The organism is Chelatococcus composti, assembly GCF_014201415.1.
In the GTDB taxonomy this organism is placed as follows: Bacteria; Pseudomonadota; Alphaproteobacteria; order Rhizobiales; family Beijerinckiaceae; genus Chelatococcus_A; species Chelatococcus_A composti.
The window spans coordinates 13,740-36,411 of the sequence record NZ_JACHEH010000006.1 but is presented as its reverse complement, the minus strand read 5'-3'; the positions used below and the strand labels follow the sequence as shown (position 1 = coordinate 36,411).

26 protein-coding genes are annotated in these 22,672 nt (G+C 68.8%); 9 read left to right on the top strand and 17 right to left on the bottom strand.

Annotation, left to right across the window (positions count from 1 at the left end; all coding sequences use genetic code 11):
- Position 1 precedes the first annotated feature (1 nt).
- Genes HNQ73_RS13425 through HNQ73_RS13415 form a run of 3 tightly spaced genes read right to left on the bottom strand, consistent with a single transcriptional unit; the run spans position 2 to position 2,959 of the window.
- Positions 2-961, bottom strand: coding sequence for a prephenate/arogenate dehydrogenase family protein (locus HNQ73_RS13425; RefSeq protein WP_183335401.1), 960 nt, complete (start codon positions 959-961; stop codon positions 2-4).
- Entirely contained in the window at positions 954-2,066 is a 1,113-nt protein-coding gene (gene hisC / locus HNQ73_RS13420) for a histidinol-phosphate transaminase (protein WP_183335400.1), read from the bottom strand. Before hisC ends, HNQ73_RS13425 begins: the two co-directional genes overlap by 8 nt.
- Positions 2,067-2,080: 14 nt before the next feature.
- Positions 2,081-2,959 (bottom strand): chorismate mutase, encoded by an 879-nt coding sequence (locus HNQ73_RS13415; protein ID WP_183335399.1) that lies wholly within the window; start codon positions 2,957-2,959, stop codon positions 2,081-2,083.
- 241 nt (positions 2,960-3,200) lie between these two features.
- Here HNQ73_RS13415 and metX point away from each other — a divergent pair, with 241 nt between their 5' ends.
- Both metX and metW read left to right on the top strand, forming a co-directional pair.
- Positions 3,201-4,370 carry a homoserine O-acetyltransferase MetX gene (gene metX, locus HNQ73_RS13410; RefSeq protein WP_183335398.1) on the top strand — a complete coding sequence of 390 codons (1,170 nt, stop codon included), beginning with the start codon at positions 3,201-3,203 and terminating at the stop codon, positions 4,368-4,370.
- Positions 4,371-4,372: 2 nt separating this feature from the next.
- Entirely contained in the window at positions 4,373-5,008 is a 636-nt protein-coding gene (metW, locus tag HNQ73_RS13405; protein WP_183335397.1) for a methionine biosynthesis protein MetW, read from the top strand.
- Between the two features lie 14 nt (positions 5,009-5,022).
- Here the strand turns inward: metW and HNQ73_RS13400 are convergent, their stop codons facing one another.
- Positions 5,023-5,904 (bottom strand): HpcH/HpaI aldolase/citrate lyase family protein, encoded by an 882-nt coding sequence (locus tag HNQ73_RS13400; RefSeq protein WP_183335396.1) that lies wholly within the window; start codon positions 5,902-5,904, stop codon positions 5,023-5,025.
- A gap of 104 nt (positions 5,905-6,008) precedes the next feature.
- Here HNQ73_RS13400 and HNQ73_RS13395 point away from each other — a divergent pair, with 104 nt between their 5' ends.
- The 3 genes from HNQ73_RS13395 (at position 6,009) to HNQ73_RS13385 (ending at position 8,468) form a co-directional block, all read left to right on the top strand.
- Positions 6,009-6,731, top strand: a complete 723-nt coding sequence (locus tag HNQ73_RS13395; RefSeq protein ID WP_183335395.1) for a DUF429 domain-containing protein — start codon at positions 6,009-6,011, stop codon at positions 6,729-6,731.
- Positions 6,732-6,801: 70 nt separating this feature from the next.
- On the top strand, positions 6,802-7,767 hold the full coding sequence (locus HNQ73_RS13390; RefSeq protein ID WP_183335394.1) for a threonine/serine dehydratase: 966 nt from the start codon (positions 6,802-6,804) through the stop codon (positions 7,765-7,767).
- A 14-nt stretch (positions 7,768-7,781) separates the two neighbouring features.
- Complete coding sequence (locus tag HNQ73_RS13385; protein ID WP_183335393.1) at positions 7,782-8,468, top strand: carbonic anhydrase; 687 nt, start codon at positions 7,782-7,784, stop codon at positions 8,466-8,468.
- A gap of 57 nt (positions 8,469-8,525) precedes the next feature.
- Here the strand turns inward: HNQ73_RS13385 and HNQ73_RS13380 are convergent, their stop codons facing one another.
- On the bottom strand, positions 8,526-9,560 hold the full coding sequence (locus HNQ73_RS13380) for an aspartate-semialdehyde dehydrogenase (RefSeq protein WP_183335392.1): 1,035 nt from the start codon (positions 9,558-9,560) through the stop codon (positions 8,526-8,528).
- 445 nt (positions 9,561-10,005) lie between these two features.
- Between HNQ73_RS13380 and HNQ73_RS13375 the strand changes: the two genes are divergently transcribed.
- Both HNQ73_RS13375 and HNQ73_RS13370 read left to right on the top strand, forming a co-directional pair.
- Positions 10,006-10,983, top strand: coding sequence for a hypothetical protein (locus HNQ73_RS13375; protein WP_183335391.1), 978 nt, complete (start codon positions 10,006-10,008; stop codon positions 10,981-10,983).
- A gap of 107 nt (positions 10,984-11,090) precedes the next feature.
- Positions 11,091-11,390, top strand: coding sequence for a hypothetical protein (locus tag HNQ73_RS13370; RefSeq protein ID WP_183335390.1), 300 nt, complete (start codon positions 11,091-11,093; stop codon positions 11,388-11,390).
- A gap of 22 nt (positions 11,391-11,412) precedes the next feature.
- Here HNQ73_RS13370 and HNQ73_RS13365 read toward each other — a convergent pair whose 3' ends face one another.
- The 7 genes from HNQ73_RS13365 to HNQ73_RS13335 form a co-directional block, all read right to left on the bottom strand.
- Positions 11,413-11,736 (bottom strand): YnfA family protein, encoded by a 324-nt coding sequence (locus HNQ73_RS13365; protein ID WP_183335389.1) that lies wholly within the window; start codon positions 11,734-11,736, stop codon positions 11,413-11,415.
- Between the two features lie 75 nt (positions 11,737-11,811).
- The gene (gene leuB, locus HNQ73_RS13360; protein WP_183335388.1) at positions 11,812-12,924 is read right to left on the bottom strand and encodes a 3-isopropylmalate dehydrogenase; all 1,113 of its coding nucleotides are present in this window, start codon (positions 12,922-12,924) and stop codon (positions 11,812-11,814) included.
- Between the two features lie 101 nt (positions 12,925-13,025).
- A complete protein-coding gene (locus HNQ73_RS13355) occupies positions 13,026-13,421 on the bottom strand; it encodes a VOC family protein (RefSeq protein ID WP_183335387.1) in 396 nt (131 codons plus the stop codon).
- 22 nt (positions 13,422-13,443) lie between these two features.
- Positions 13,444-13,833, bottom strand: coding sequence for a RidA family protein (locus tag HNQ73_RS13350; RefSeq protein ID WP_183335386.1), 390 nt, complete (start codon positions 13,831-13,833; stop codon positions 13,444-13,446).
- Between the two features lie 148 nt (positions 13,834-13,981).
- Positions 13,982-14,587, bottom strand: a complete 606-nt coding sequence (gene leuD, locus HNQ73_RS13345) for a 3-isopropylmalate dehydratase small subunit (RefSeq protein WP_183335385.1) — start codon at positions 14,585-14,587, stop codon at positions 13,982-13,984.
- Positions 14,588-14,689: 102 nt separating this feature from the next.
- The gene (locus tag HNQ73_RS13340) at positions 14,690-15,115 is read right to left on the bottom strand and encodes a metallopeptidase family protein (RefSeq protein WP_183335384.1); all 426 of its coding nucleotides are present in this window, start codon (positions 15,113-15,115) and stop codon (positions 14,690-14,692) included.
- 18 nt (positions 15,116-15,133) lie between these two features.
- The gene (locus HNQ73_RS13335) at positions 15,134-15,388 is read right to left on the bottom strand and encodes a hypothetical protein (protein WP_183335603.1); all 255 of its coding nucleotides are present in this window, start codon (positions 15,386-15,388) and stop codon (positions 15,134-15,136) included.
- 151 nt (positions 15,389-15,539) lie between these two features.
- Between HNQ73_RS13335 and HNQ73_RS13330 the strand changes: the two genes are divergently transcribed.
- A complete protein-coding gene (locus HNQ73_RS13330) occupies positions 15,540-15,842 on the top strand; it encodes a hypothetical protein (RefSeq protein ID WP_183335383.1) in 303 nt (100 codons plus the stop codon).
- 73 nt (positions 15,843-15,915) lie between these two features.
- Here HNQ73_RS13330 and leuC read toward each other — a convergent pair whose 3' ends face one another.
- The 3 genes from leuC to rplS all read right to left on the bottom strand — a co-directional run bounded on the left by leuC (position 15,916) and on the right by rplS (position 18,224).
- A complete protein-coding gene (gene leuC, locus HNQ73_RS13325) occupies positions 15,916-17,319 on the bottom strand; it encodes a 3-isopropylmalate dehydratase large subunit (protein WP_183335382.1) in 1,404 nt (467 codons plus the stop codon).
- Between the two features lie 172 nt (positions 17,320-17,491).
- The gene (locus HNQ73_RS13320; RefSeq protein ID WP_183335381.1) at positions 17,492-17,629 is read right to left on the bottom strand and encodes a hypothetical protein; all 138 of its coding nucleotides are present in this window, start codon (positions 17,627-17,629) and stop codon (positions 17,492-17,494) included.
- A gap of 211 nt (positions 17,630-17,840) precedes the next feature.
- Entirely contained in the window at positions 17,841-18,224 is a 384-nt protein-coding gene (gene rplS, locus HNQ73_RS13315; protein ID WP_183335380.1) for a 50S ribosomal protein L19, read from the bottom strand.
- 305 nt (positions 18,225-18,529) lie between these two features.
- Between rplS and topA the strand changes: the two genes are divergently transcribed.
- Entirely contained in the window at positions 18,530-21,160 is a 2,631-nt protein-coding gene (gene topA / locus HNQ73_RS13310; RefSeq protein ID WP_183335379.1) for a type I DNA topoisomerase, read from the top strand.
- Between the two features lie 46 nt (positions 21,161-21,206).
- Here the strand turns inward: topA and HNQ73_RS13305 are convergent, their stop codons facing one another.
- Positions 21,207-21,665, bottom strand: a complete 459-nt coding sequence (locus tag HNQ73_RS13305) for a RidA family protein (RefSeq protein WP_183335378.1) — start codon at positions 21,663-21,665, stop codon at positions 21,207-21,209.
- On the bottom strand, positions 21,662-22,672 hold the full coding sequence (locus tag HNQ73_RS13300) for an ABC transporter ATP-binding protein (protein WP_183335377.1): 1,011 nt from the start codon (positions 22,670-22,672) through the stop codon (positions 21,662-21,664). The genes HNQ73_RS13305 and HNQ73_RS13300 overlap by 4 nt, the downstream gene beginning before the upstream one ends.

The following is a 22,672-nucleotide window of genomic DNA, read 5'->3' as shown; positions in this document are numbered from 1 at the left end:
GTCACTGGCCGGTGCTATCCTCGCCGCGCCGGCGGCCGAAGTCGGGCTCGGGCGTCTCCTGCCCCACGGCGATGATGTTGCGGCGGATCGCCCGCGTGCGCGTGAAGAGGTCGAACAGCGTCTGGCCGTCGCCCCAGCGAATGGCCCGCTGCAACGCCGCGAGATCTTCGTTGAAGCGGCCGAGCATCTCGAGCACCGCCTCCTTGTTGTTGAGGAAGACGTCGCGCCACATGGTGGGGTCGGAGGCGGCGATGCGCGTGAAATCGCGGAAGCCGCCGGCCGAGAACTTGATCACCTCCGACTGCGTGACCTCCTCGAGGTCGGCCGCCGTGCCCACGATGTTGTAGGCGATGAGGTGCGGCACGTGGCTGGTGATGGCGAGCACCAGGTCGTGGTGCTGGGCCGTCATCACCTCGACGTTGGAGCCGAGCGCGCGCCAGAAGCCGCGCACCGCGTTGACCGCCGCCGGATCGGTATCGTCCGTCGGGGTCAGGATCGACCAGCGGTCGATGAACAGCGTCGCAAAGCCTGCGTCTGGCCCGGAATGCTCCGTGCCCGCGACGGGATGGGCGGGGACCAGATGCACGCCGGGCGGAATGTGGGGCGAAAGCTGTGCGATGGCCGCGGCCTTCACCGAGCCGACGTCGGAGACGATGGCGCCGGGCTTGAGGCGCGGCGCGATGGTCGCGGCGACCTCGGCATAGGCGCCTACCGGCACGCACAGGATGACGAGATCGGCGTCGGTAACCGCCTCGGCAACGTCGGTGGTGGCGATGTCTGCGAGGCCGAGCTCGCTCACGCGGGCGATCACAGCGGGCGAGGCATCGGCTGCCACGAGCGTGCCGGCAAGCTTCAGGTGGCGCACCGCCCGCGCGATCGAGGAGCCGATGAGGCCGAGACCGATGAGGGTGATCCGCTTGAAGAGCGGTGTTTCACGCGGCGGGCCGAGACGGTCAGGCATCGCTCCCTCGCAGGAAATCGGCAAGTGCCTCGACGACGAGGCGGTTGGCCTCGGCCGTGCCGACCGTCAGGCGCAGCGCGTTCGGCAGGCCGTAGGCGGTGACCCCGCGCAGGATCAGCCCGCGGGCGGAAAGGAAGGCGTCGGCCGCCCTGGCGCCGCGCTTCTCGTCTTCCGGGAAGTGGACGAGCAGGAAGTTGCCGACGCTCGGGGTCACGGTGAGGCCGAGCTTCTCGATCTCCCGCGTGAGCCACGGCAGCCATTCCTCGTTGTGCGCCACGGCGGCCGCCACATGCGCGTCGTCAGCGAGGGCGGCGATGCCGGCCTCCAGTGCGATGGAGCCGACGTTGAAGGGGCCGCGGATGCGGTTGAGCGCGTCGGCAACGTGCGTCGGCATATAGGCCCAGCCGAGGCGCAGGCCCGCCAGGCCATAGATCTTCGAGAACGTGCGCGTCATGACGACATTCTCGCTCGTCGCCACGAGTTCGAGCCCGGAGGCGTAGTCGTTGCGCCGCACATACTCGGCATAGGCCGCATCGAGCACGAGGAGCACGTGCGGCGGCAGCCCGGCATGCAGGCGCTTGACCTCGTCGAAGGGGATGTAGGTGCCCGTCGGGTTGTTGGGATTGGCGAGGAAGACGACCTTCGTCCGCTCGGTGACCCGCGCGAGCAGGGCATCGACATCGGTCGTCAGGTTCTTCTCCGGCGCCACCACCGGCGTGCCGCCGGCCGCGAGGATGGCGATGCGGTAAACGAGGAAACCGTGCTCGCTGTACAGGCCCTCGTCGCCGGGGCCGATATACGCATGGGTGATGAGGCTCAGGAGCTCGTCCGAGCCGGCGCCGCAGACGATGCGGTTGGCGTCGAGGCCGTACTTGGCCGCGATCGCATTGCGCAGGCGGGTCGCCGCGCCGTCCGGATAATAGGCGATTTGCTCGGCAGCGGCCTGCGCGGCGGCGATGGCGTGCGGGCTCGGGCCCAGCGGCGTCTCGTTGGAGGACAGCTTGTAGACTTTCTCGACGCCTGCCGCGGCGCTCTTGCCGGGAACATAGGCGTCGATGGTGAGCACGCCGGGACGAGGCTCGGGACGGGCCGGGACAATGGCCATTGCGATGGGCTCCGCTATCGAACGGTGAAGGTGGATGCGTCGCCGCCCGTCGGCTGGGCCTCGGGGACGGCGAAGCGGGCGGCGTGGCTGCCGATCTCGGCAAGATGCGCCCGCCCTGCGCCGGCGCCGGTCAGCGCCTCCCCGAGGGCAGAGAGCGTCACCGTGCCGGGAATGGAGAGAAGGAGGGAGAGGCCGCCGGGCGTGCCTGCCGAGCCGAGCACCTCGGCGCCGAGGGCGGAAATGGCGGCGGGGATGGTCTCACGCCATCGCTCCACCCGTGCCGAGACCAGCACGATCTCGCGCACAGCAGCGTCAGCCACGGGCTTCGACACGACAAAGACCGGCGTCGCCGCCGGATGGTCGGGCCGCTTGATGAAGGGCAGGCGGGCGATGACCTTCGGTGCCTCCGGCGCGGCCAGCCGTTCCCACCAGGCGCCCGAGGCCGTGCCCTGGTCCGGGCGGAAGATGCCGAGATCGCCCTTGGAGGCGGCAACGGCGGCAATGACCTCGGCCGCGCTCGCGTGCGGCACGTAGGGCACGGTGAAGCCGAAGTGGAAACGGGCGGAATCGCGCATCGGCGCATCGCCACCCGAAATGTCGGCATGCACGCGGTAGGGCGCCTGAACGTAGGTGAAGGTGGCGATGATGACGCGCAGGATGCTCTCGGCCGTGTCGAGCGGCAGGATGCCTTTGTGCCGGGCGGCCAGGCGGCGCATCATGTCGGCTTCGCGCCCCGGGCGGAAGGCCGAACCCGATTCCTGCGTCTTCTTGACTGCAATCAGCTGGTCGATGATCTCGCCGCGCTCCATCAGCAGGCGGTGCATCGCCTCGTCGATCCGGTCGATCTCCTGCCTCAGGGTGGCGAGGTCGACTTTTGGCAGGGTCTCCGACATGAGCTCCGATCCGCGTGAGGTGCCGGCCACGCCCGCCGGCAAGCCCGGTCTTGTAGAACGCGGCGCGGCGGAACGCAAAGAGATCGGTGTCGGTGCACCATGACCTCAAGGTATGGCCGCCTCACGCCGCCCGGCCCGCCTTTGCGGTTGACGAGCGCGCCTTTCGTTCACTAGGAAAAAGGTTCGGTAAAACGAACGGATGCCGCATTGTCGGACGGCTCCGGAACGTTGCGGGTGAGCGATGGTCCAAGGTGCAGTCGCAAGGCAGCCGGGAGCTTCGCAGGTGGACGAGCCGGCTAGCCTTGTAGCCCGTTTCGGGCCCGACAAGCCGCTCGTCATGGACTGCGGTGCGCGTCTGGCCCCCTGGCAGATCGCCTATCAGACCTACGGTGAACTTAATGCCGCGCGCTCCAACGCGGTGCTCGTCTGCCACGCGCTGACGGGCGACCAGCACGTCGCCAACCCGCATCCCGTCACCGGCAAGCCGGGCTGGTGGGAGACGATGGTCGGGCCCGGCCGTCCCATCGACACCAACCGTTTCTTCGTCATCTGCTCCAACGTCGTCGGCGGCTGCATGGGCACGACGGGGCCAGCCTCCCTGAACCCGGCGACGGGCAAGCCCTGGGGGCTCGACTTCCCGGTCGTCACCATCCGCGACATGGTCCGCGCCCAGGCGATGCTGCTCGATCACCTCGGCATCGAGACCCTTTTCTGCGTCGTTGGCGGCTCCATGGGCGGCATGCAGGTGCTGCAATGGGCGGCGAGCTATCCGGAGCGCGTCTTCGCCGCCATCCCCATCGCTACCGCCGCCATCCACTCGGCCCAGAACATCGCCTTCCACGAGGTCGGCCGCCAGGCGGTGATGGCCGATCCCGACTGGCGCAACGGCCGCTATCTGGAGGAGGGCGTCAAGCCGGCCAAGGGCCTCGCCGTCGCCCGCATGGGCGCGCACATCACCTATCTCTCGGAGAAGGCCCTGCACCGCAAGTTCGGCCGGCGCCTGCAGGACAGGGATGCCCCGACCTTCTCCTTCGACGCCGATTTCCAGGTGGAGAGCTACTTGCGCTACCAGGGCGAGGCCTTCGTCGAGCGTTTCGACGCCAACAGCTACCTCTACGTGACGCGGGCGATGGACTACTTCGACCTCGCCGCCGACCACGGCGGCGTGCTGGCCAACGCCTTTCGTGGCACAAAGACGCGGTTCTGCGTCGCCTCCTTCACGTCGGACTGGCTGTTTCCCACCTCCGGCTCGCGGGCGATCGTCCACGCGCTCAACGCGGCGGGCGCGTCTGTCAGCTTCGTCGAGATCGAGAGCGACAAGGGACATGACGCCTTCCTGCTCGACGAGCCGGAACTCTTCGCCACGACCGGCGGCTTCCTTGCCGCCGCGGCGCGTGCCCGGGGCCTGTGACCATGGATGCCACCACCGCCTTTGCGGAGCAGCAGCCGGTACGACCCGACCACCGGCTCGTTGCCGAGATGGTCGAGCCCGGTGCGCGCGTGCTCGATGTCGGTTGCGGCGACGGCGCGCTGCTTGCGCTCCTGGAGCGCGAGCGCCGCGTCGACGGGCGCGGCATCGAGATCTCGCGAGAGGGCGTCAGCCAGTGCGTGGCGCGTGGCCTCTCCGTCATCCAGGGGGACGCCGACACGGATCTCGCCGACTATCCGGACGATTCCTTCGACTACGTCATCCTGTCCCAGACCATCCAGGCGACGCGCCAGCCGCGGCAGGTGCTGGAGCACATGCTGCGCATCGGCCGCCGGGCCATCGTCTCCTTCCCCAATTTCGGGCACTGGCGCATCCGCCTGGAGCTCGGCCTCAAGGGCCGCATGCCGGTGACGGAGAAGCTGCCCTATTCCTGGTACGACACGCCCAACATCCACTTCTGCACCATCCGCGACTTCGTGGCCCTGTGCGACGAGGTGGGGGCGCAGATGGAGCGCGCCGTGGCACTCAACGCTGGCGGCGAGCCCGTGCGCGTCAACGTGCCGTGGTGGGTGTGGAACCTGTTCGGCGAGAGCGGCGTGTTCCTGCTGCGCCGGCGGTAGGCAGGGCCGTCCCGTCACTGCCGCGCCGCGATCGCCTCGGCAAGGCGCACCGTGCGCCGGGCCATCTCCGCATGAAGGCGCTCCACCATGCGTCCGTCGAGGTTGATGGCGCCCTTGCCGGCATTCTCCGGTGCGTCGAAGGCTGCGATGATGGCGCGGGCGCGCTCCACCTCCGCCGCGTCGGGCGCGAAGGCGGCGTTCGCCGCCGCAATCTGGTTGGGGTGGATCAGCGTCTTGCCGTCGAAGCCCATGTCGCGTGCCGCCGCGCATTCGGCGGCGAAGCCCTCTGTATCGGACAGATTGTTGAAGACCCCGTCGAGGATCGTGAGGCCATGCGCGCGGGCGGCCAGGAGGCTGGTGGCGAGCCACGGCAGCATCGGCGCCCGGCCCGGCACCAGCCGCGCCCCCGTCTCCTTGGCGAGATCGTTGGTGCCCATCACGAAACATTCGAGGCGCGTCGACTGGTCGGCGGCTGCAGCGGCGATCTGCGTGATGTTCAGGATGGCGAGCGGCGTCTCCACCATCGCCCAGATGCGGACCTTGTGCGGTGCACCGGCCGTCGCCAGCCGCCGAGCCACCGTGGCGAGCACGTCCGGCGTCGACACCTTCGGCAGGAGGATGGCATCGGGCACGCAGGCGATGGCGGCGGAAAGGTCCTCGTCCCCCCAGGGCGTGTCCAGCCCGTTGATACGCACGACGACCTCGCGCGGTCCGAAGCCCCCGGCCGAGACGGCCGCCGCCACCTGGGCCCGCGCCGTCTCCTTCGCATCCGGCGCCACGGCATCCTCGAGATCGAGAATGACCACGTCGGCCGGCAGGCTGCGCGCCTTCTCGAGGGCGCGGGCGTTAGAGCCGGGCATGTAGAGTGCGCTGCGGCGGGGACGGATCTCTGTCATGGGCAGGTGTCTCCTTTCGGCGGTGCAGCATAACGCCTCGACGCCGGTGCGCTAGTCATGCGAAAGGAGAAAGCATCCGGGGACTGCGGCATGGGGTAGGGGCCATGTGGCTGGCAGGGGTCGACGGTTGTCCGGCCGGCTGGGTCGCGGCGCTGGCGCCGGCCGCCGGCCCCTCTGCGCCGCGCCTGCTCGTGGTGCCGCGTTTCGCCGATCTCTTCGCCCTTCCCGAGGCGCCGGCCGTCGTCGCCGTCGACATGCCGATCGGCCTGCCCGACCGCGTCGGTCACGGTGGGCGCGGCCCGGAATCCCTGGTGCGGCCGCTGCTTGGCGAGCGCCAGTCGAGTGTCTTTTCCGTTCCGTCGCGCGCAGCCGTCTATGCGGGCGACTATAGCGCCGCCTGCGCCGCCGCCCTCGCGACGTCCGACCCGCCGCGGCGGGTGTCGAAGCAGTGCTTCTGCCTCTTTCCGAAGATCCGGGAGCTCGATGCGCTCCTGCGCGGCCGGCCGGATCTCGCGGGCCGCGTGTTCGAGGCGCATCCCGAGGTCGCCTTCTGGCGCCTCAATGGGGAGCGGGCGCTCGACCGGCCGAAGAAGGTGAAGGGCCGGCCCTGGCCCGAGGGCCCTGCCCGGCGCGAGGGCCTGCTGCGGGCCGCGGGCTTCGGCGACGGAGCCTTCCGCCCACCGCCGCCCGGCGCGGGGCCGGACGACGTGCTCGATGCGCTCGCCACGCTCACCGTCGCGCTGCGGATCGCGCGGGGCGAAGCCCGCAGCTTTCCCGATCCGCCGGGCCGCGATGGAGAGAATTTACCAGTCGCCATCTGGACATAAGACAATTCGCAGAGGGTTGGACGCGCCGTCCGCCGCGGCTATGGTCCGTGCGGACAGCGAGGAGACATCCATGCACGGCATCCCGGCTGACGGCCCCCTCTCGCGCGCGGCGATCGAAGCAGCCCACGAGCGCATCCGCCCGCACATCCGCCGCACCCCGGTCATCGACCTCGGGGCCGGCGACCTGGGGCTCGACATCCCGGTCCACATCAAGCTGGAGCTTTTCCAGCACGCCGGTTCCTTCAAGCCGCGCGGCGCCTTCAACACGCTCCTGTCCCTGCCGGTGCCGGCGGCCGGCGTCGCGGCCGCGTCGGGTGGCAACCATGGCGCCGCGGTTGCCTATGCTGCGATGAAACTGGGTGTGAAGGCGCGCATCTTCGTGCCCGAGATCTCGAGCGCCCCCAAGATCGCGGCGATCCGCGCCTTCGACGCCGACATCGTCATCGGCGGCGCACGCTACGCGGACGCGCAGGAAGCCTGCGACCGTTACGTCGCCGACAGCGGCGCGCTGCGCATCCACCCCTTTTCCGCCGTCGAGACCATCGCTGGCCAGGGCACCGTAGGCCGCGAGTGGGAGGAGCAGGTGCCGGACCTCGACACCGTTCTCGTCGCGGTTGGCGGTGGCGGGCTCATCTCCGGCATCGCCTCCTGGTGGTATGGCAGCAAGGTCCGGGTCGTCGGGGTGGAGCCGGAGGGCTCCTGCGCCCTGCACGCGGCGCTCGCGGCCGGCGCGCCCGTCGATGTGCCGGTCGAATCGGTGGCGGCCGACTCGCTCGGCGCCCGCAATGTCGGGCCGCTTGTTCACGGCATCTGCGCCCGGGCGGTCGAGCGCGTCGTGCTCGTGCCCGACGAGGCCATCGTCGAGGCGCAGCGCCGGCTGTGGCGGGGGCTCAGGATCGCGGCGGAGCCGGGCGGGGCGACGGCGCTGGCCGCCCTCGTCGCTGGTGCCTATGTGCCGGCGCCTGGCGAGCGGGTCGGCGTCCTCGCCTGCGGCGGCAACGTCGATCTTGCCGCGCTCGCGGCTCTAGCCGCGTGAGGGAGGACGGACCGATGGCGGGCGTTCCCTTCCCGCAACGGCTGACGGACGGCTACACCTCCTTCGTGCGGGAGCGCCTGCCGCGCGAGCGCGGCCGCTACGAGCAGCTGGCCGAGAAGGGCCAGAGGCCCGAGATCATGATCATCGGCTGCTGTGACTCGCGCGTCTCGCCCGAGGTCATCTTCGATGCCGCGCCGGGCGAGATGTTCGTCGTGCGCAACGTGGCCAATCTCGTGCCGCCCTACGAGCCCGACAACGTTTCGCACCACGGCACCAGCGCGGCGCTGGAGTTCGCCGTCCAGGCGCTCAAGGTGAAGCACATCGTCGTGCTGGGCCATGCCCATTGCGGCGGCATCCGCGCCTTCGCCGGCGAGACCGAGCCGCTCTCGCCCGGTGATTTCATCGGCAAATGGATGGAGCTTGTCGCCCCGGCGGCGGAGCGTCTCGGCCCGCGCCCGGACGGCGAGGCCGAGCAGGACTACCTGCGCAAGCTGGAGTTTGCGGCCATCGAGAACAGCCTTGCCAACCTCATGACCTTCCCCTGCGTGCGCATCCTTGTGGAGAAGGGGCGGCTGGCGCTGCACGGCGCCTTCTTCGGCGTCGCCACCGGCCATCTGTTCGTGCGCGACCCTGACAGCGGCGTCTTCACCCCGGTGATCGCGGATCTGCCGGGCCGGGTGTCGGCAATCGGCTGCACCTGAAGGCAGCAACCGGCGGCCAAGCATACGGGGCCGCCGGTCGCCTTCCTCAAGAGGTTGTCAGGCGGCCTGCTTCTTGGCCGTGATCAGCTTGCGGTTGACCAGGCACTCGGCGATCTGCACCGCGTTGAGGGCCGCGCCCTTGCGCAGGTTGTCGGAGACGATCCACATGGCGAGGCCGTTCTCAACCGTGGCGTCCTCGCGGATGCGGCTGATGTAGGTGGCGTCCTCGCCCGCCGCCTCGTGGGGCGTGATGTAGCCGCCGGGCTCGCGCTTGTCGATGACGAGGCAGCCGGGGGCCGAGCGCAGAATCTCGCGCGCCTCGTCGGCGGTGATCGGCTTCTCGAACTCGATGTTGACGGCCTCGGAGTGGCTGATGAATACCGGCACGCGCACGCAGGTGGCCGTGAGCTTGATCTTCGGGTCGAGAATCTTCTTGGTCTCGACCGTCATCTTCCACTCTTCCTTCGTGTACCCGTCCTCCATGAACACGTCGATATGGGGGATGAGGTTGAAGGCGATGCGCTTGGTGAACTTCTTCTGCTTGACCTCACCGGCCGAGAAGATGGCGCGCGTCTGGTCGAAGAGCTCGTCCATGCCCTCCTTGCCGGCGCCGGAGACGGACTGATAGGTCGCCACGACGACACGCTTGATGGTCGCCGCATCGTGCAGCGGCTTCAGGGCCACGACGAGCTGCGCGGTCGAGCAGTTGGGGTTGGCGATGATGTTGCGCTTGGAAAAGCCCGCGACGGCGTCGGCATTCACCTCGGGCACGATCAGCGGCACGTCGGCGTCGTAGCGGAAGGCCGAGGAGTTGTCGATGACCACGGCACCCTGGGCCCCGATCTTCGGTGCCCACTCGCGCGCCACGTCACCGCCGGCCGACATCAGGCAGATGTCGATGTCGGAGAAGTCGAAGGTCGCGAGGTCCTTCACCTTCAGCTTCTTGTCGCCGTAGGAAACCTCCTGGCCGAGGCTGCGGCGCGAGGCGAGCGCCACGACCTCGTCGGCCGGAAAGGCGCGCTCCGCCAGGATGTCCAGCATCTCCCGGCCCACGTTGCCCGTGGCGCCGACGACAGCGACCTTGAAACCCATCACGTTGTCTCCTCGAACTTTTCGCATCTCCCCCCTTGGGCGTCTTGCGCCGTCTCGGGCGCCTCCTCTCGCCCCGTGGGGAGAGGACCGGGGGGACGAGCGGACAGTCAGCCGGCCGTTTTGGCCGTCAGCGTGGCTTTCGTTTTCGTCGGCGTGATGAGCGCGAGCGGCGAAGCCATGGAAAGTCCGTCGGTTCCAGTCGCGGCCGAATGAGCGCAGGCCGCATCATCTCTGCATCACGGCGCAAGGGTTCTGTCAAGTTCGACGTGATGCGGCGCGCCGTCCCGACAGCCCCGTTAACGTTACCGCCGCGCCGGGGCAGGAAACCGGACGTTGACTCTGCCGCCAGATAGCGCCGGCCCGGTAACGGATGGTCAGGCAAATGGCGGGAACCTCGCCTTCAAGACCAGAAACCTTCGACAACAGAAGGGCAGGGAGCGTGTCCATGACGCGATATCACCAAGGCCGGGCGGCCGGCCCGCCGCAGCTGTCGCCGGACGACAGGCTCTATGAGGACCTGGACCTCTACGAGGCGCTGGAAGGTGTGCGCCCGCGCCGACGGCGCAACGCCGCAGCGCGGCTGAAGCGCACCTTCCTGTCGGGACTGCTCGTTGTCGTCGTTGCCGGCGGCGCGTATCTTCTCGCCGCCCGGGAGCCTCAGGAGGCTGGCGCAGGTCCGGCGCATGCGGAGCCCACACTCGCGGAGCAGGCCGTGGTGCCGGCGACGCCCGGCCTCGATGCCGCCGTGGCGCGGCCCATCTGGATCCGGGTGACCGAGCCGGTACCCGTGTTCTCGCTTGCATCCACCGGCATTGGTGCCGGCTTCGGCGACGGCGAGCAGACCTACGAGGCCCAGCATCACGGCCTCGGCGGGCAGGAGGACGTCATCAGCGTCGGGCATTTCACGATGCCGGGTCCGCACCTGCGCCTGTCGGTCTATCGGCCGGGCGGAGAAGCGGGCCCGCCGTCCACATTCTTCGTTCATGTGGTGCGCGCCGCCTCGGAGGCCGGGCTCGTCGTCTCGCGTACGTCAGTGCCGCGCGGCGTTGCGACGAAACTCGGCACCATGGAGGTGGCCGATGCGCAGCTCGCCGGCCAGGGTGTGGTTCGCAGCTGCTCCGTCTTCCGCCTGCTCAACGAGGAGCCGGCACTGCGCCTCAGCGGCTGGGTCTGCGGGGCCGACGACAGGCCGCATGCCGACACAAGCCTGCGCTGTGTCGTCGACGGCCTCCAGCCGACCGCGGCGCTGGGCGATCGGAACCTGAAGGCCCTGTTCCATGCGGCGCGACCGGCCGCGCCCTGTGGAGCCGGTCCGCAGGTGGCGGAGAAGGCGCTGGCCCCGGAGGGCATTGCGGAGCTGTTCGCGACCTCGGTTGCCGTGCCGCTGCCACCGGCCCGGCCGGCCTCCTTCGGGCGCAGCTAAACGGTCGTCACGGCGAGTTGAGCGCGCGGGCGGCAGCGGCGCCCTTCACCAGGCGTTATGGTATTTGGGTTATGGCATGGCCGATGCGGCAAGCGAGGGTCAGCACCATGCGTCATCTCACCATCATCCTGTCGGCCGCTGCCATGGCAGCGTCCTGTCTGGCCGTGGCAGGCGTGGCCCAGGCGCAGAGCCGTGTGCGCACCATCACGGTGACGCCGCGCAGCTATCTCGACCCCGGCAAGGTCGTTCCTGTCGGGTCGATGTCGAACTATGTACTCGCCGGGCAGAGCTATTCCTCGCCCGTCTACGCCAATGTGCAGGAGCGGTTCGGCTCGTCCGTCCTGCCGCCACGCATCGGTGGCGGGCGCAATCCCTTCGGCCCGGTCGACTTCCAGGCGCCGCGCTGAGCCGCGCCTCGCAGGCGCCGGCTCAGGCCGCGCGCGGCGCCATGATGATCCCGACGCCGGCGAGGCACAGCGCCGCGCCGGCGATGTCCCAGCGATCCGGTCGCAGCCCTTCGATGGCCCACAGCCAGAGCAGCGAGACGGCGATGTAGATTCCGCCGTAGGCGGCATAGGCGCGCCCGGCCGCGCCCGTCTCGACGAAGGTCAGGGCACAGGCGAAGACGACGAGAGACGCAAGCCCCGGCACCAGCCACCAGGGGGACTTGCCGAGCCTGATCCAGGCCCAGAAGGCGAAGCAGCCGGCGATCTCCGCCAGCGCCGCCACGACGAACGCCGCCGCTGTCTGCACCCTTCCTCTCCCGGCTCCGGCTTCGGCGCCGCCGGCTCATGCCGGCGGCGTCCTGCCGCGGGAGGCCCGGCGGCGTCAGCCGGCGAGCTTCTCCATTTCCTTGACGATGGCGTCGCCCACCTCGCCCGTGCCGACGGCATTGACGCCGGGGCCGGCGATGTCCTTCGTGCGCAGGCCGCTGTCGAGGACGTTGGCGATGGCCTTCTCCAGCATGTCCGCTTCCTTCACGAGGCCGAAGGAGTAGCGCAGCGCCATGGCGAAGGAGCCGATCATGGCGATGGGGTTGGCCAGCCCCTTGCCGGCGATGTCGGGGGCCGAGCCATGCACGGGCTCGTAGAGCGCCTTGCGCTTGCCGGTGGCCGGATCCTCGGCGCCGAGCGATGCCGACGGCAGCATGCCGAGCGAGCCGGTGAGCATGGCCGCCACGTCGGACAGGATGTCGCCGAAAAGGTTGTCGGTGACGATGACGTCATACTGCTTGGGGTTGCGCACCAGCTGCATGCCGCAGTTGTCGGCCAGCACGTGCTCCAGCTCGACGTCCGGATATTCCTCCTTGTGGACGCGGGTGACGACCTCGTTCCACAGCACACCGGTGCGCATCACGTTGCGCTTCTCGGCGGACGATACCTTGTTGCGGCGCACCTTGGCGAGCTCGAAGGCCACGCGGGCGATGCGCTCGATCTCGTGGGTGGTGTAGAGCTGCGTGTCGACGGCGCGCTTCTCGCCGTTTTCCAGCGTCACGATCTCCTTCGGCTCGCCGAAGTAGACGCCGCCGGTGAGCTCGCGCACGATGACGATGTCGAGCCCCTCGACGAGCTCGCGCTTGAGCGAGGAGGCATCGGCGAGGGCCGGGTAGCAGATCGCCGGGCGCAGGTTGGCGAAGAGGCCGAGATCCTTGCGCAGGCGCAGGAGGCCCGCCTCGGGGCGGTGCTCATAGGGCACCTTGTCCCACTTCGGCCCGCCGACGGCGCCGAAGAGCACCGCGTCCGCCGCCTGCGCGCGATCCATGGCCGCGTCGGTGATGGCGACACCGTGCGCGTCGTAGGCGCAGCCGCCGACAAGGTCCTTCTCCGTCTCGAAACGGGCGATGCCAGTTTTCGTGAACCAGCGGACGAGCTTCTCCACCTCGGCCATGACCTCGGGGCCGATGCCGTCACCGGGAAGGAGAAGGAGATTGTAGGACGCCATAATGCCCTCGTTTGCGCGGGATGAGACTGTCGCGCAGCGTTTTGCTGCGCAGTTAGGGGTTTGGCAAGGCTCGGCGGCGCATGGCTGGCGCACGCCGCCTTTCAGCGGTAGCGGCCGTGGCGTTCGAGCACCTCGATCTTGTAGCCGTCCGGATCGGTCACGAAGAAGAAGCGCGCCAGACGCGCCCCGTCGCGCGTGAGCTCCTTGATCGGCTGCGGCGCCAGGCCGGCCGCCGTCAAGCGGCTGTGCTCGGCATCGAGATTGTCGACAGCGAAGGCGAGATGCCCGTAGCCGTCCCCGAGCGCATAAGGCTCGCTGCGGCCGTGGTTGATGGTGAGCTCCAGCTCGAAGTCGGCCTCGGCATTGCGCAGATAGACGAGCGTGAAGCCGTCGAAGACGAAGCGGTCAGCAACCTTCAGACCGAAGGCGGTCTCGTAGAAGGTGAGCGAGCGTGCCTCGTCGAGCACGCGGATCATGGTGTGGATGGCTTTGGCCACTGCAGGGCAACTCCGCTTGGTGTCAGGCCTGGCGCCGCAGCGCCGTCACCTCGATCTCGACCTTCATCTCCGGCTTCAGCAGGCCGGCGACAACGATGATGGTTGCCGCCGGGCGCACCTCGGCCAGCATCTCGCCGCAGACAGTGAGCACGGGCTCCGCATGGGCGGCATCGGTGACGTAGTAGGTGGCGCGCACGACGTCGGCCAGGGAGAAGCCGGCCTCCTCCAGGGTGCGTGCGATGGTTGCCCAGCAGTTGCGGGCCTGCGCGGCTGCATCCTCCGGCATCGTCATCGTCGCGTAGTCGTAGCCGGTCGTGCCGGCGACGAAGGCGAAGGGGCCGTCGACCACGGCGCGCGAATAGCCGTAGGCCCTCTCGAAAGGCGAGCCGGTGGAGATGAGACGCCGCGTCATCTGATGCCTCCTGGTCGGACTGCGGGCGGTGGTTCGAGGCAGCGCAGACAACCCGCACTGCGCGCCGTTTCCCGCCCCGCCATCGGGAGCGGTCAGGCAGAGGGAGGGGCGCGACGACGTCACTGCGGCTGGCCGCGCCCGGTTCCGCTCAGAGCCAAGGACGCGTCGTGGCGGCCTTCGCCTCGTAGGCCTCGATGCGCGGAGCCTTCTCCATGGTGAGGCCGATGTCGTCGAGCCCGTTCAGCAGGCAATGCTTGCGGAAGGGGTCGATGTCGAAGGTGATCTTGCCGCCGTCGGGCCCGCGGATCTCCTGCGCCTCGAGGTCGATCGTCAGCGTCGCGTTGGCGCCGCGGCGCGCGTCGTCCATCAGCTTCTCGAGGTCTTCCGGCGAGACCTTGATCGGCAGGATGCCGTTCTTGAAGCAGTTGTTGTAGAAGATGTCGGCGAAGGACGTGGAGATCACGCAGCGGATGCCGAAGTCGAGCAGGGCCCACGGTGCATGCTCGCGCGAGGAGCCGCAGCCGAAGTTGTCGCCCGCCACGAGGATCTTCGCGTTGCGGTAGGCCGGCTTGTTGAGGACGAAGTCCGGGTTCTCCGAGCCATCCTCGTTGTAGCGCATCTCGGCAAAGAGGCCCTTGCCGAGGCCGGTGCGCTTGATGGTCTTCAGATACTGCTTCGGGATGATCATGTCGGTGTCGACATTGACGATCTCGAGCGGTGCGGCGACGCCCGTCAGGGTGGTGAATTTCTCCATCTTTCGCTCTTCCGTCCGTCTGTGGCCGCCGCGGCGACCGTGTTGCCCAGTGTCATACCAAAGCCGGCATAGTGCGCCTAGCGCAGCCGGCGGCCGCGCCGGTCATCCCGCCGCGGCCTCGATTGCTTCCATGTCCTCGTCCGAGAGGCCGAAGTGGTGGCCGATCTCGTGCACGAGGACATGCGTGACGATCGCGCCCAGCGTCTCCTCGTGCTCGGCCCAGTAGTCGAGGATCGGGCGGCGATAGAGGAAGACCATGTTGGGCATTTGCCCCGACATCGGCACCGCGCCCTGCTGGGCGAGGCCGTAGCCGCGGAAGAGGCCGAGCAGGTCGAAGGGGCTCTCGCAGCCCATCTCCTGCATCGTCTCTTCGTCCGGGAAGTCCTCCACACGGATGACAACCCCCTCGCACAGGCGGCGGAACTCCTTCGGCAGTGTGTCGAAGGCGGCCTGGGCGAGGTCCTCGAAAGCCTCGATGCTGGGCGCCATCAGGTCGTGCAGGCGGTCCGTGTCCCGGCTCGTGCTCATGGTCTGCGCTTCCATGGGTCAGTGCGCCAGTTGCTGCATCAGTGCATAGAGAAGATAGACGAGGAGCACGAGGCCGAGGGCGCGGCCGATGCGCTTGCCCCAGACCTCGATGCGGTCGTCCTCCGGATGGTCCGCGTCGCGGCCGGAGAAGTGGTCGCCGAGGCGGCGCGCCGCACGGCCGAGGGAGGAGGAGGCGAACGTCTCGCTGTCCCGCTCCACCCGCTCCAGGGCTTCGCGCGCTTCACGCTGCCGCTCCTCGTCACCACCCTTCATCGCGACCACCCGGCGCCTCCCTTCAGTTCCACCCGCGTCGCGTGTGCTGCGCAGCACAGCGACGGCGTGCGGTCCCGGCCATGATTGTCCCGCGTTCGCCTCTCGGGGCGCGCAAAGGGAACGACCGACTAGCCTTCAGGAGACCGAACCCATGACCCAGTCCTCGATGCAGCGTCGCCTCCCCCGTGTCAGCCATAAGGCCGGCCTGCTGGCCCTCGCTCTCCTCGCCGGGCTCGGCGCCGCGGCCCTCGGTGCCGGCAGTGCCGAGGCCCGCCACGGCAGGCCCCACGGACACCACCATCACCATCATCACCACCGCGTGTGGAGCGCCGGATGGTACGCCCATCCCATCTACGGCGGTCCCTATTTCCACCGTTGCCACTGGGTGAAGCAGGCGCGCTTCATCCCCGGCCACGGCCGGGTGGTGCGCTGGCGCCCGGTCTGCCGCTACTGACGGCGGGGGCCGCTTCGCGCGGGGCCGGTCCGTGAGGGCCGGCCCACGCCCGCCGTGCATTGGCGCGCCCGGCTCAGCCGAAGGTGCGCACGTCCACGAAATGGCCCGCGATCGCCGCCGCCGCCGCCATGGCCGGGGAGACGAGATGCGTGCGGCCCCGGAAGCCCTGGCGCCCCTCGAAGTTGCGGTTCGAGGTGGAGGCGCAGCGCTCGCCGGGCTTCAGCTTGTCGGCATTCATGGCGAGGCACATGGAGCAGCCGGGCTCGCGCCAGTCGAAGCCAGCGGCCTTGAAGATCTTGTCGAGACCTTCGGCCTCGGCCTGCATCTTCACGAGGCCGGACCCCGGCACGATCATGGCGTTGACGTTGGGATGGACCGTCTTGCCGGCGACGATGCGCGCCACCTCGCGCAGATCCTCGATACGCCCGTTGGTGCAGGAGCCGATGAAGACCCGGTCGATGCCGATGTCGGTGATCTTCGTGCCCGGCTTGAGGCCCATGTACTCCAGCGCCCGCCACTTCGACTGGCGCTTCGTCTCGTCCTCGATGTCGTCCGGGTTCGGCACCACGCCATTCACGGAGACGACGTCCTCCGGGCTCGTGCCCCAGGTGACGATGGGCGGCAGGTTGGCCGCGTCGAGGCGGACGACCTTGTCGAAATGCGCGCCCTCGTCGGTGCGCAGCGTGTCCCAGAAGCGCACGGCCTCATCCCAGGCCGCGCCCTTCGGAGCCTTAGGCTTGTCCTTGAGATAGGCGTAGGTCTTCTCGTCCGGCGCCACGAGGCCGGCGCGGGCGCCGCCCTCGATCGACATGTTGCAGACGGTCATGCGCCCTTCCATCGACAGCGAGCGGATGGCCTCGCCCGCATATTCGATGACGTGGCCGGTGCCGCCGGCGGTGCCGATCTCGCCGATGATGGCGAGGATGATGTCCTTCGCCGTGACACCCTCCGGCAGGGCGCCGTCGACCTGGACCAGCATGTTCTTCGCCTTCTTCTGGATCAGCGTCTGCGTGGCGAGCACATGCTCCACCTCGCTGGTGCCGATGCCGTGGGCGAGGGCGCCAAAGGCGCCGTGGGTCGAGGTGTGGCTGTCACCGCACACGATGGTCGTGCCGGGCAGGGTGAAACCCTGCTCGGGGCCGACGACGTGGACGATGCCCTGGCGCCGGTCGAGCTCGTTGTAATACTCGACGCCGAAGTCGCGCGCGTTGTCGGCGAGCGTCGCCACCTGCAGCGCGCTCTCGGGATCCTCGATGCCCCGCGAGCGGTCGGTGGTCGGCACGTTGTGGTCGACGACCGCGAGCGTCTTGTGCGGCGCGCGCACCTTGCGGCCGGCGACCCGCAGGCCCTCGAATGCCTGCGGGGACGTGACCTCGTGGACGAGATGACGGTCGATATAGATCAGGCAGGTGCCGTCGGGCTGGGTGTCGACGACGTGATCGTCCCAGATCTTGTCGTAGAGGGTGCGCGCTGTCATGGGTTTCGGCTTCTCATGCTGTGATGGCAGTTGCCATCGGAATACTTGTCGCTTCCTAAGTCCCGCATCCGGGCCGCCGGCCGGGACATGTTGATCCGCGTCACGGGCCGCTCCTGCGGCCGTCCCCCCTTGCGGGGCGCGATGCCTGGCGGGCGTCCGGGAGGGCGCCGGCTCAGGCGCTGCGAAGGTCGGCGATGGTGCAGGCCAGAAGGCGCGCGAAGAAGCGCCATGGCAGGCGGGCATGATCGTGCAGCGCCGCAAATTCCTGCGTCGTCGGCAGCGGCTGGGACGTCAGACGGCAAGCCGTCACGTCGGGCCGGCATATCGGTTGCCCGCGCTTCATCATGTCGCGCCGTTTTTAACAGATCAAAACGGCAGCGACAACGCGCGCGGCGGCACGGCAATGCATGGCTCCCGCGCGTGCTGTGCCGGAGAGGGCCCGACAAACGAAAAAGCGCGGCGAGAGGCCGCGCTTCCATCGTCCAGGGGCCGGCGACAGCCGCCGGCCGTGCGTGGGGAGATCACTCGCCGTCGCTCTCCGTGCGGCGCTCGCTGCGCTCGGTGATACGGGCCGACTTGCCGCGGCGATCACGCAGGTAATAGAGCTTGGCGCGGCGCACCTTGCCGCGGCGCACGACCTTGATCGACTCCACGAGCGGCGAGTAGAGCGGGAACACGCGCTCGACACCCTCACCGTAGGAGATCTTGCGGACGGTGAAGCTCTCGTTGATGCCGCCGCCGTTGCGGGCGATGCACACGCCCTCGTAGGCCTGCACGCGGCTGCGCTCGCCTTCCTTGACGCGCACGTTGACCTGCACCGTGTCGCCGGGTCCGAAGTCCGGAATTTCCTTGGACGCCGTGAGCTTGGCGATCTGTTCCTTGTTGATCTCTTCGATGATGTTCATGTCGATCACTCCTGCCGGCATGCCCGGAGGAAGGTTCCCGCGGACACGAGCGTTTCGGCGCGCTGTTTTAAGTTGGTGGCGCCCTATACACGAGGCAGGCGCCCTTGTCGATAAGGGCACGGCGAGAAAAGGCCCGAAAAAGGCCTCTTCCGGCGCCCCGCTCGGCCGGCGCCGGGCGCCCCTTGCATCGCCGCCGGTGCCTTGCCATTTGACTTCGCGCCCCCTTTCACTCAACTAGTCCGCCCGCCGGTCGTGTTTGTGCCGGCCGTCCGCACTTTTCCCGAAGGCTCGCCGAGGAACACTCGATGAAAGTCGTTGTCGTCGAATCTCCCGCCAAGGCGAAGACGATCAACAAGTACCTCGGCAAGGACTATGAGGTTCTGGCGTCGTTCGGCCACATCCGCGATCTGCCGGCCAGGGATGGCTCGGTCGATCCCGATGCGGACTTCGCCATGGTCTGGGAGCTGGAGGATCGCGGCTCCAAGCGCGTTGCCGACATCGCCAGGGCGGTGAAGGGGGCGGACAAGCTCATTCTCGCCACCGACCCGGATCGCGAGGGCGAGGCGATCTCCTGGCACGTTGTCGAGACGCTGAACCAGAAGAAGGCGCTGAAGGGCGTGCCCGTGGAGCGCGTCACCTTCAACGCCATCACCAAGGACGCGGTGCTGGAGGCGATGCGCCAGCCGCGGCAGATCGACCAGGCTCTGGTCGATGCCTATCTCGCACGCCGCGCGCTCGACTATCTCGTCGGCTTCAACCTTTCGCCGGTGCTGTGGCGCAAGCTGCCCGGCGCCCGCTCTGCCGGGCGCGTGCAGTCGGTGGCGCTGCGCCTCGTCTGCGACCGCGAGCGAGAGATCGAGACCTTCGTACCGCGCGAGTACTGGTCGCTCGTCGCCCTGCTCGCCACGGGGGAGGGAGCCACGTTCGAGGCCCGCCTCGTCGGTGCCGACGGCAAGAAGATCGCTCGTCTCGACATCGGCAACGGCGAGGAGGCGGAGGCGTTCAGAAAGGCGCTCGAGACGGCCGCGTTCCGCGTCACCGCCGTCGAGGCCAAGCCCGCCAAGCGCCATCCGCAGCCGCCGTTCACGACCTCCACCCTTCAGCAGGAGGCCTCGCGCAAGCTGGGCTTCGCCCCGGCCCGCACGATGCAGATCGCCCAGCGCCTCTATGAGGGTGTCGAGATCGGAGGCGAGCTGGTTGGCCTTATTACCTATATGCGTACCGACGGTGTCGACATGGCGCCGGAGGCGATCGCCGGCGCACGCCGGGTCATCGCCAAGGAGTTCGGCGACGCCTATGTGCCGAGCGCGCCGCGCAAGTACACGACCAAGGCCAAGAACGCGCAGGAGGCACACGAGGCGGTGCGCCCCACCGATCTCGGCCGCCTGCCGGCGATGGTGGCGCGCTATCTCGACCCGGACCAGGCACGCCTCTACGAGCTCATCTGGACGCGTACCGTGGCGAGCCAGATGGAATCAGCCATCTTCGAGCGTACCACGGTTGATATCGAGGCCAGGGCCGGCGACCGCGTGCTCGAGCTGCGCGCCACGGGCCAGGTCGTGACCTTCGACGGCTTCCTGAAGCTCTATCAGGAAGGGCGCGACGACGAGGAGGACGAGGAAAACCGGCGCCTGCCGCCCATGAAGGCGGGCGACGTTCTGGAAAAGCGCGAGATCCGCGCCACGCAGCACTTCACCGAGCCGCCGCCGCGCTACACCGAGGCGAGCCTCGTCAAGCGCATGGAAGAGCTCGGCATCGGCCGGCCCTCCACCTATGCGGCCGTGCTCGCCGTGCTGAAGGAGCGCGGCTATGTCGCCATCGACAAGAAGCGCCTCGTGCCCGAGGACAAGGGCCGCATCGTCACGGCCTTCCTCGAGAGCTTCTTCCGCCGCTATGTCGAATACGACTTCACGGCCGACCTCGAGGAACAGCTCGATCGCATCTCCAACAACGAGATCGACTGGAAGGCGGTGCTGCGCGACTTCTGGCGCGATTTCATCGCCGCCATCGAGGAGACGAAGAGCCTGCGCATGAGCGAGGTGCTCGACGCCCTCAACGAGGAGCTCGGGCCGCACATCTTCCCCAAGAAGGCTGACGGCAGCGATCCGCGCGCCTGCCCGAGCTGCGGCACCGGGCAGCTGTCGCTGAAGCTCGGCAAGTTCGGCGCCTTCATCGGCTGTTCCAACTATCCCGAGTGCCGCTATACGCGCCAGCTCACCGCGAGCGGCGATGAGGCGAATGCCGGCGCCGACAGTGGCCCGCGCGTCCTCGGCCAGGATCCCGAGACGGGGCTCGACGTGACCCTGCGCGACGGCCGCTTCGGCCCCTACGTGCAGCTCGGGGACGGAGACAAGCCCAAGCGCCAGACGCTGCCCAAGGGTCTTTCGCCGGATCTCGTCGATCTCGAGAAGGCGCTGAAGCTGCTGTCGCTGCCGCGCGAGGTGGCGAAACATCCGGAGACAGGCAAGCCGATTCTCGTCGGCATCGGCCGCTTCGGCCCCTATGTCCAGCACGAGAAGACCTATGCCAATCTCGGCAAGGACGATGATGTGCTCGACATCGGCGCCAACCGGGCCATCGACCTCATCATCACCAAGGAGCAGGGCGGCGGACGCCGCGGCGGCGCGGCCGATCCGGGCCGGGTTCTCGGCGAGGAGCCGGAGACGGGCAAGCAGCTCAGCGTCAAGGCCGGACGCTATGGGCCCTACGTCACCGACGGCACGACCAATGCCACCCTGCCCAAGACCATGGAAAAGGACGCCCTGACGCTGGAGGAGGCCATCGCCCTCATCCGCGCCAAGCGCGCCTCCGGCAGCGGCAAGAAGACCGCTGCCAAAAAGACAGCCGCCAAGAAGGAGGCCGGCAACACAACGGCAGAGAAGCCGGCAAAGAAAAGCGCAGGCAAGGCGGCGAAAAAGGCCGCGGCAGGCGAGTAGAGAATGTGGCTGTGCAGGCTGTCCGCCGGCTGGCGGACGGCCTGCCTCAGTCCACCGCCACGATGGCCTCGATCTCGACCGTAATGTTGTCGGGCAGGGAGCCGAAGCCCACGGCCGAGCGCGCATGGCACCCGGCGTCGCCAAACACGGCAACGAACAGGTCCGAGCAGCCGTTGATCACTTTCGGATGCTCGCCGAACTCCGGCACGGCGTTGACCATGCCGAGCAGCTTCACCACGCGCCGCACCCGCCCGAGGTCGCCGAGCGCCTCGTGCATCACCGCAAGAAGGTTGAGGCCCGTCAGCCGCGCATCGTCATAGGCCCGCTCGACGCCGACCTCGGCGCCGACCTTGCCGGTGCGCAAGCGGCCGTCCGCCTCGCGCGGCCCCTGGCCGGAGAGAAAGAGCAGGTTGCCCTCCTGCACGCAGGGCACGTAGGTGGCGACGGGCTTCGGTGCGGGCGGCAGGGTGAGGCCGAGATCGGCGAGGCGCTGGTAGGGGGTCATGCCGAGACCTTCCGGATATCGAGGGAAGCGAGTTCCGCCTGGCGGATGCAGGCGACGGTGTGGCCGGGCGAGACGGTCTCGCGCGGTGGCACCGTCGTGGCGCAGGCGTCGATGGCGAAGGGACAGCGGGTGCGGAAGACGCAGCCGGACGGCGGATCGAGCGGGCTCGGAATGTCGCCCTGCAGGATGACGCGCTCGCGCCGGACCGTCGGGTCCGGAATCGGCGCCGTCGACAGCAGTGCCCGTGTGTAGGGGTGGCGCGGATTGGCATAGACCTCCCGCGCGGGCCCCTGCTCCATGACGCGGCCAAGATAGAGCACGACGATGTCGTCGCACAGGTATTCGACGACGGTGAGGTCGTGCGAGATGAAGAGCATGGTGAGGCCCAGCTCTTTCTGCAGCTCCTGCACCAGGTTGAGCACCTGCGCCTGCACCGACACGTCGAGGGCCGACACCGGCTCGTCGGCCACGATCAGCTCGGGTTCGACGGCGAGCGCCCGGGCGATGCCGATGCGCTGGCGCTGGCCGCCGGAGAACTCGTGCGGATAGCGGCGCGCATGCTCGGGGCTGAGGCCGACGCGCGTCAGCAGTTCAGCAATGCGCGCCTGCCGCGCTGCGCCCTTGGCGAGGCGATGCGTGTCGATGGCCTCGCCGATGATGTCGCCCACGCGCATGCGCGGGTTGAGGCTCGAGTAGGGGTCCTGAAAGATGATCTGCATGCGCCGGCGGTAGGCGCGCAACGCCTTCTGCGACAGCTTGAACAGGTCGACGCCGTCGAAGATGGCCTCGCCCTCCGACGGCTCGACGAGCCGCAGGATGCAGCGCCCGGCCGTGGTCTTGCCCGAACCCGATTCGCCGACGATGCCGACGATGTGGCCGCGGCGCACGTCGAAGGAGACGTCCTCGACGGCCTTCACCACGCCGTTCGCCGTAGGGAAGTGCTTCGAGAGGTTGCGGACGGACAGCAGCACGTCATCGCCCGCTGCCGGAGATTGGGTCTGGCTCAT

Excerpts from the sequence above, each read along its gene's own strand:
- HNQ73_RS13330 (WP_183335383.1), top strand. The coding sequence starts at position 15,540 with ATGACCCAGTCCTCGATGCAGCGTCGCCTCCCCCGTGTCAGCCATAAG.
- hisC (WP_183335400.1), bottom strand. The coding sequence starts at position 2,066 with ATGGCCATTGTCCCGGCCCGTCCCGAGCCTCGTCCCGGCGTGCTCACC.
- HNQ73_RS13350 (WP_183335386.1), bottom strand. The coding sequence starts at position 13,833 with ATGACGCGGCGTCTCATCTCCACCGGCTCGCCTTTCGAGAGGGCCTAC.
- HNQ73_RS13415 (WP_183335399.1), bottom strand. The coding sequence starts at position 2,959 with ATGTCGGAGACCCTGCCAAAAGTCGACCTCGCCACCCTGAGGCAGGAG.
- HNQ73_RS13300 (WP_183335377.1), bottom strand. The coding sequence starts at position 22,672 with ATGAGCCAGACCCAATCTCCGGCAGCGGGCGATGACGTGCTGCTGTCC.
- HNQ73_RS13400 (WP_183335396.1), bottom strand. The coding sequence starts at position 5,904 with ATGACAGAGATCCGTCCCCGCCGCAGCGCACTCTACATGCCCGGCTCT.
- HNQ73_RS13375 (WP_183335391.1), top strand. The coding sequence starts at position 10,006 with ATGACGCGATATCACCAAGGCCGGGCGGCCGGCCCGCCGCAGCTGTCG.
- leuD (WP_183335385.1), bottom strand. The coding sequence starts at position 14,587 with ATGGAGAAATTCACCACCCTGACGGGCGTCGCCGCACCGCTCGAGATC.
- metX (WP_183335398.1), top strand. The coding sequence starts at position 3,201 with ATGGTCCAAGGTGCAGTCGCAAGGCAGCCGGGAGCTTCGCAGGTGGAC.
- HNQ73_RS13385 (WP_183335393.1), top strand. The coding sequence starts at position 7,782 with ATGGCGGGCGTTCCCTTCCCGCAACGGCTGACGGACGGCTACACCTCC.
- leuC (WP_183335382.1), bottom strand. The coding sequence starts at position 17,319 with ATGACAGCGCGCACCCTCTACGACAAGATCTGGGACGATCACGTCGTC.
- HNQ73_RS13370 (WP_183335390.1), top strand. The coding sequence starts at position 11,091 with ATGCGTCATCTCACCATCATCCTGTCGGCCGCTGCCATGGCAGCGTCC.
- topA (WP_183335379.1), top strand. The coding sequence starts at position 18,530 with ATGAAAGTCGTTGTCGTCGAATCTCCCGCCAAGGCGAAGACGATCAAC.
- HNQ73_RS13425 (WP_183335401.1), bottom strand. The coding sequence starts at position 961 with ATGCCTGACCGTCTCGGCCCGCCGCGTGAAACACCGCTCTTCAAGCGG.
- HNQ73_RS13340 (WP_183335384.1), bottom strand. The coding sequence starts at position 15,115 with ATGAGCACGAGCCGGGACACGGACCGCCTGCACGACCTGATGGCGCCC.
- leuB (WP_183335388.1), bottom strand. The coding sequence starts at position 12,924 with ATGGCGTCCTACAATCTCCTTCTCCTTCCCGGTGACGGCATCGGCCCC.
- metW (WP_183335397.1), top strand. The coding sequence starts at position 4,373 with ATGGATGCCACCACCGCCTTTGCGGAGCAGCAGCCGGTACGACCCGAC.
- HNQ73_RS13380 (WP_183335392.1), bottom strand. The coding sequence starts at position 9,560 with ATGGGTTTCAAGGTCGCTGTCGTCGGCGCCACGGGCAACGTGGGCCGG.
- HNQ73_RS13335 (WP_183335603.1), bottom strand. The coding sequence starts at position 15,388 with ATGAAGGGTGGTGACGAGGAGCGGCAGCGTGAAGCGCGCGAAGCCCTG.
- rplS (WP_183335380.1), bottom strand. The coding sequence starts at position 18,224 with ATGAACATCATCGAAGAGATCAACAAGGAACAGATCGCCAAGCTCACG.
- HNQ73_RS13305 (WP_183335378.1), bottom strand. The coding sequence starts at position 21,665 with ATGACCCCCTACCAGCGCCTCGCCGATCTCGGCCTCACCCTGCCGCCC.
- HNQ73_RS13390 (WP_183335394.1), top strand. The coding sequence starts at position 6,802 with ATGCACGGCATCCCGGCTGACGGCCCCCTCTCGCGCGCGGCGATCGAA.
- HNQ73_RS13395 (WP_183335395.1), top strand. The coding sequence starts at position 6,009 with ATGTGGCTGGCAGGGGTCGACGGTTGTCCGGCCGGCTGGGTCGCGGCG.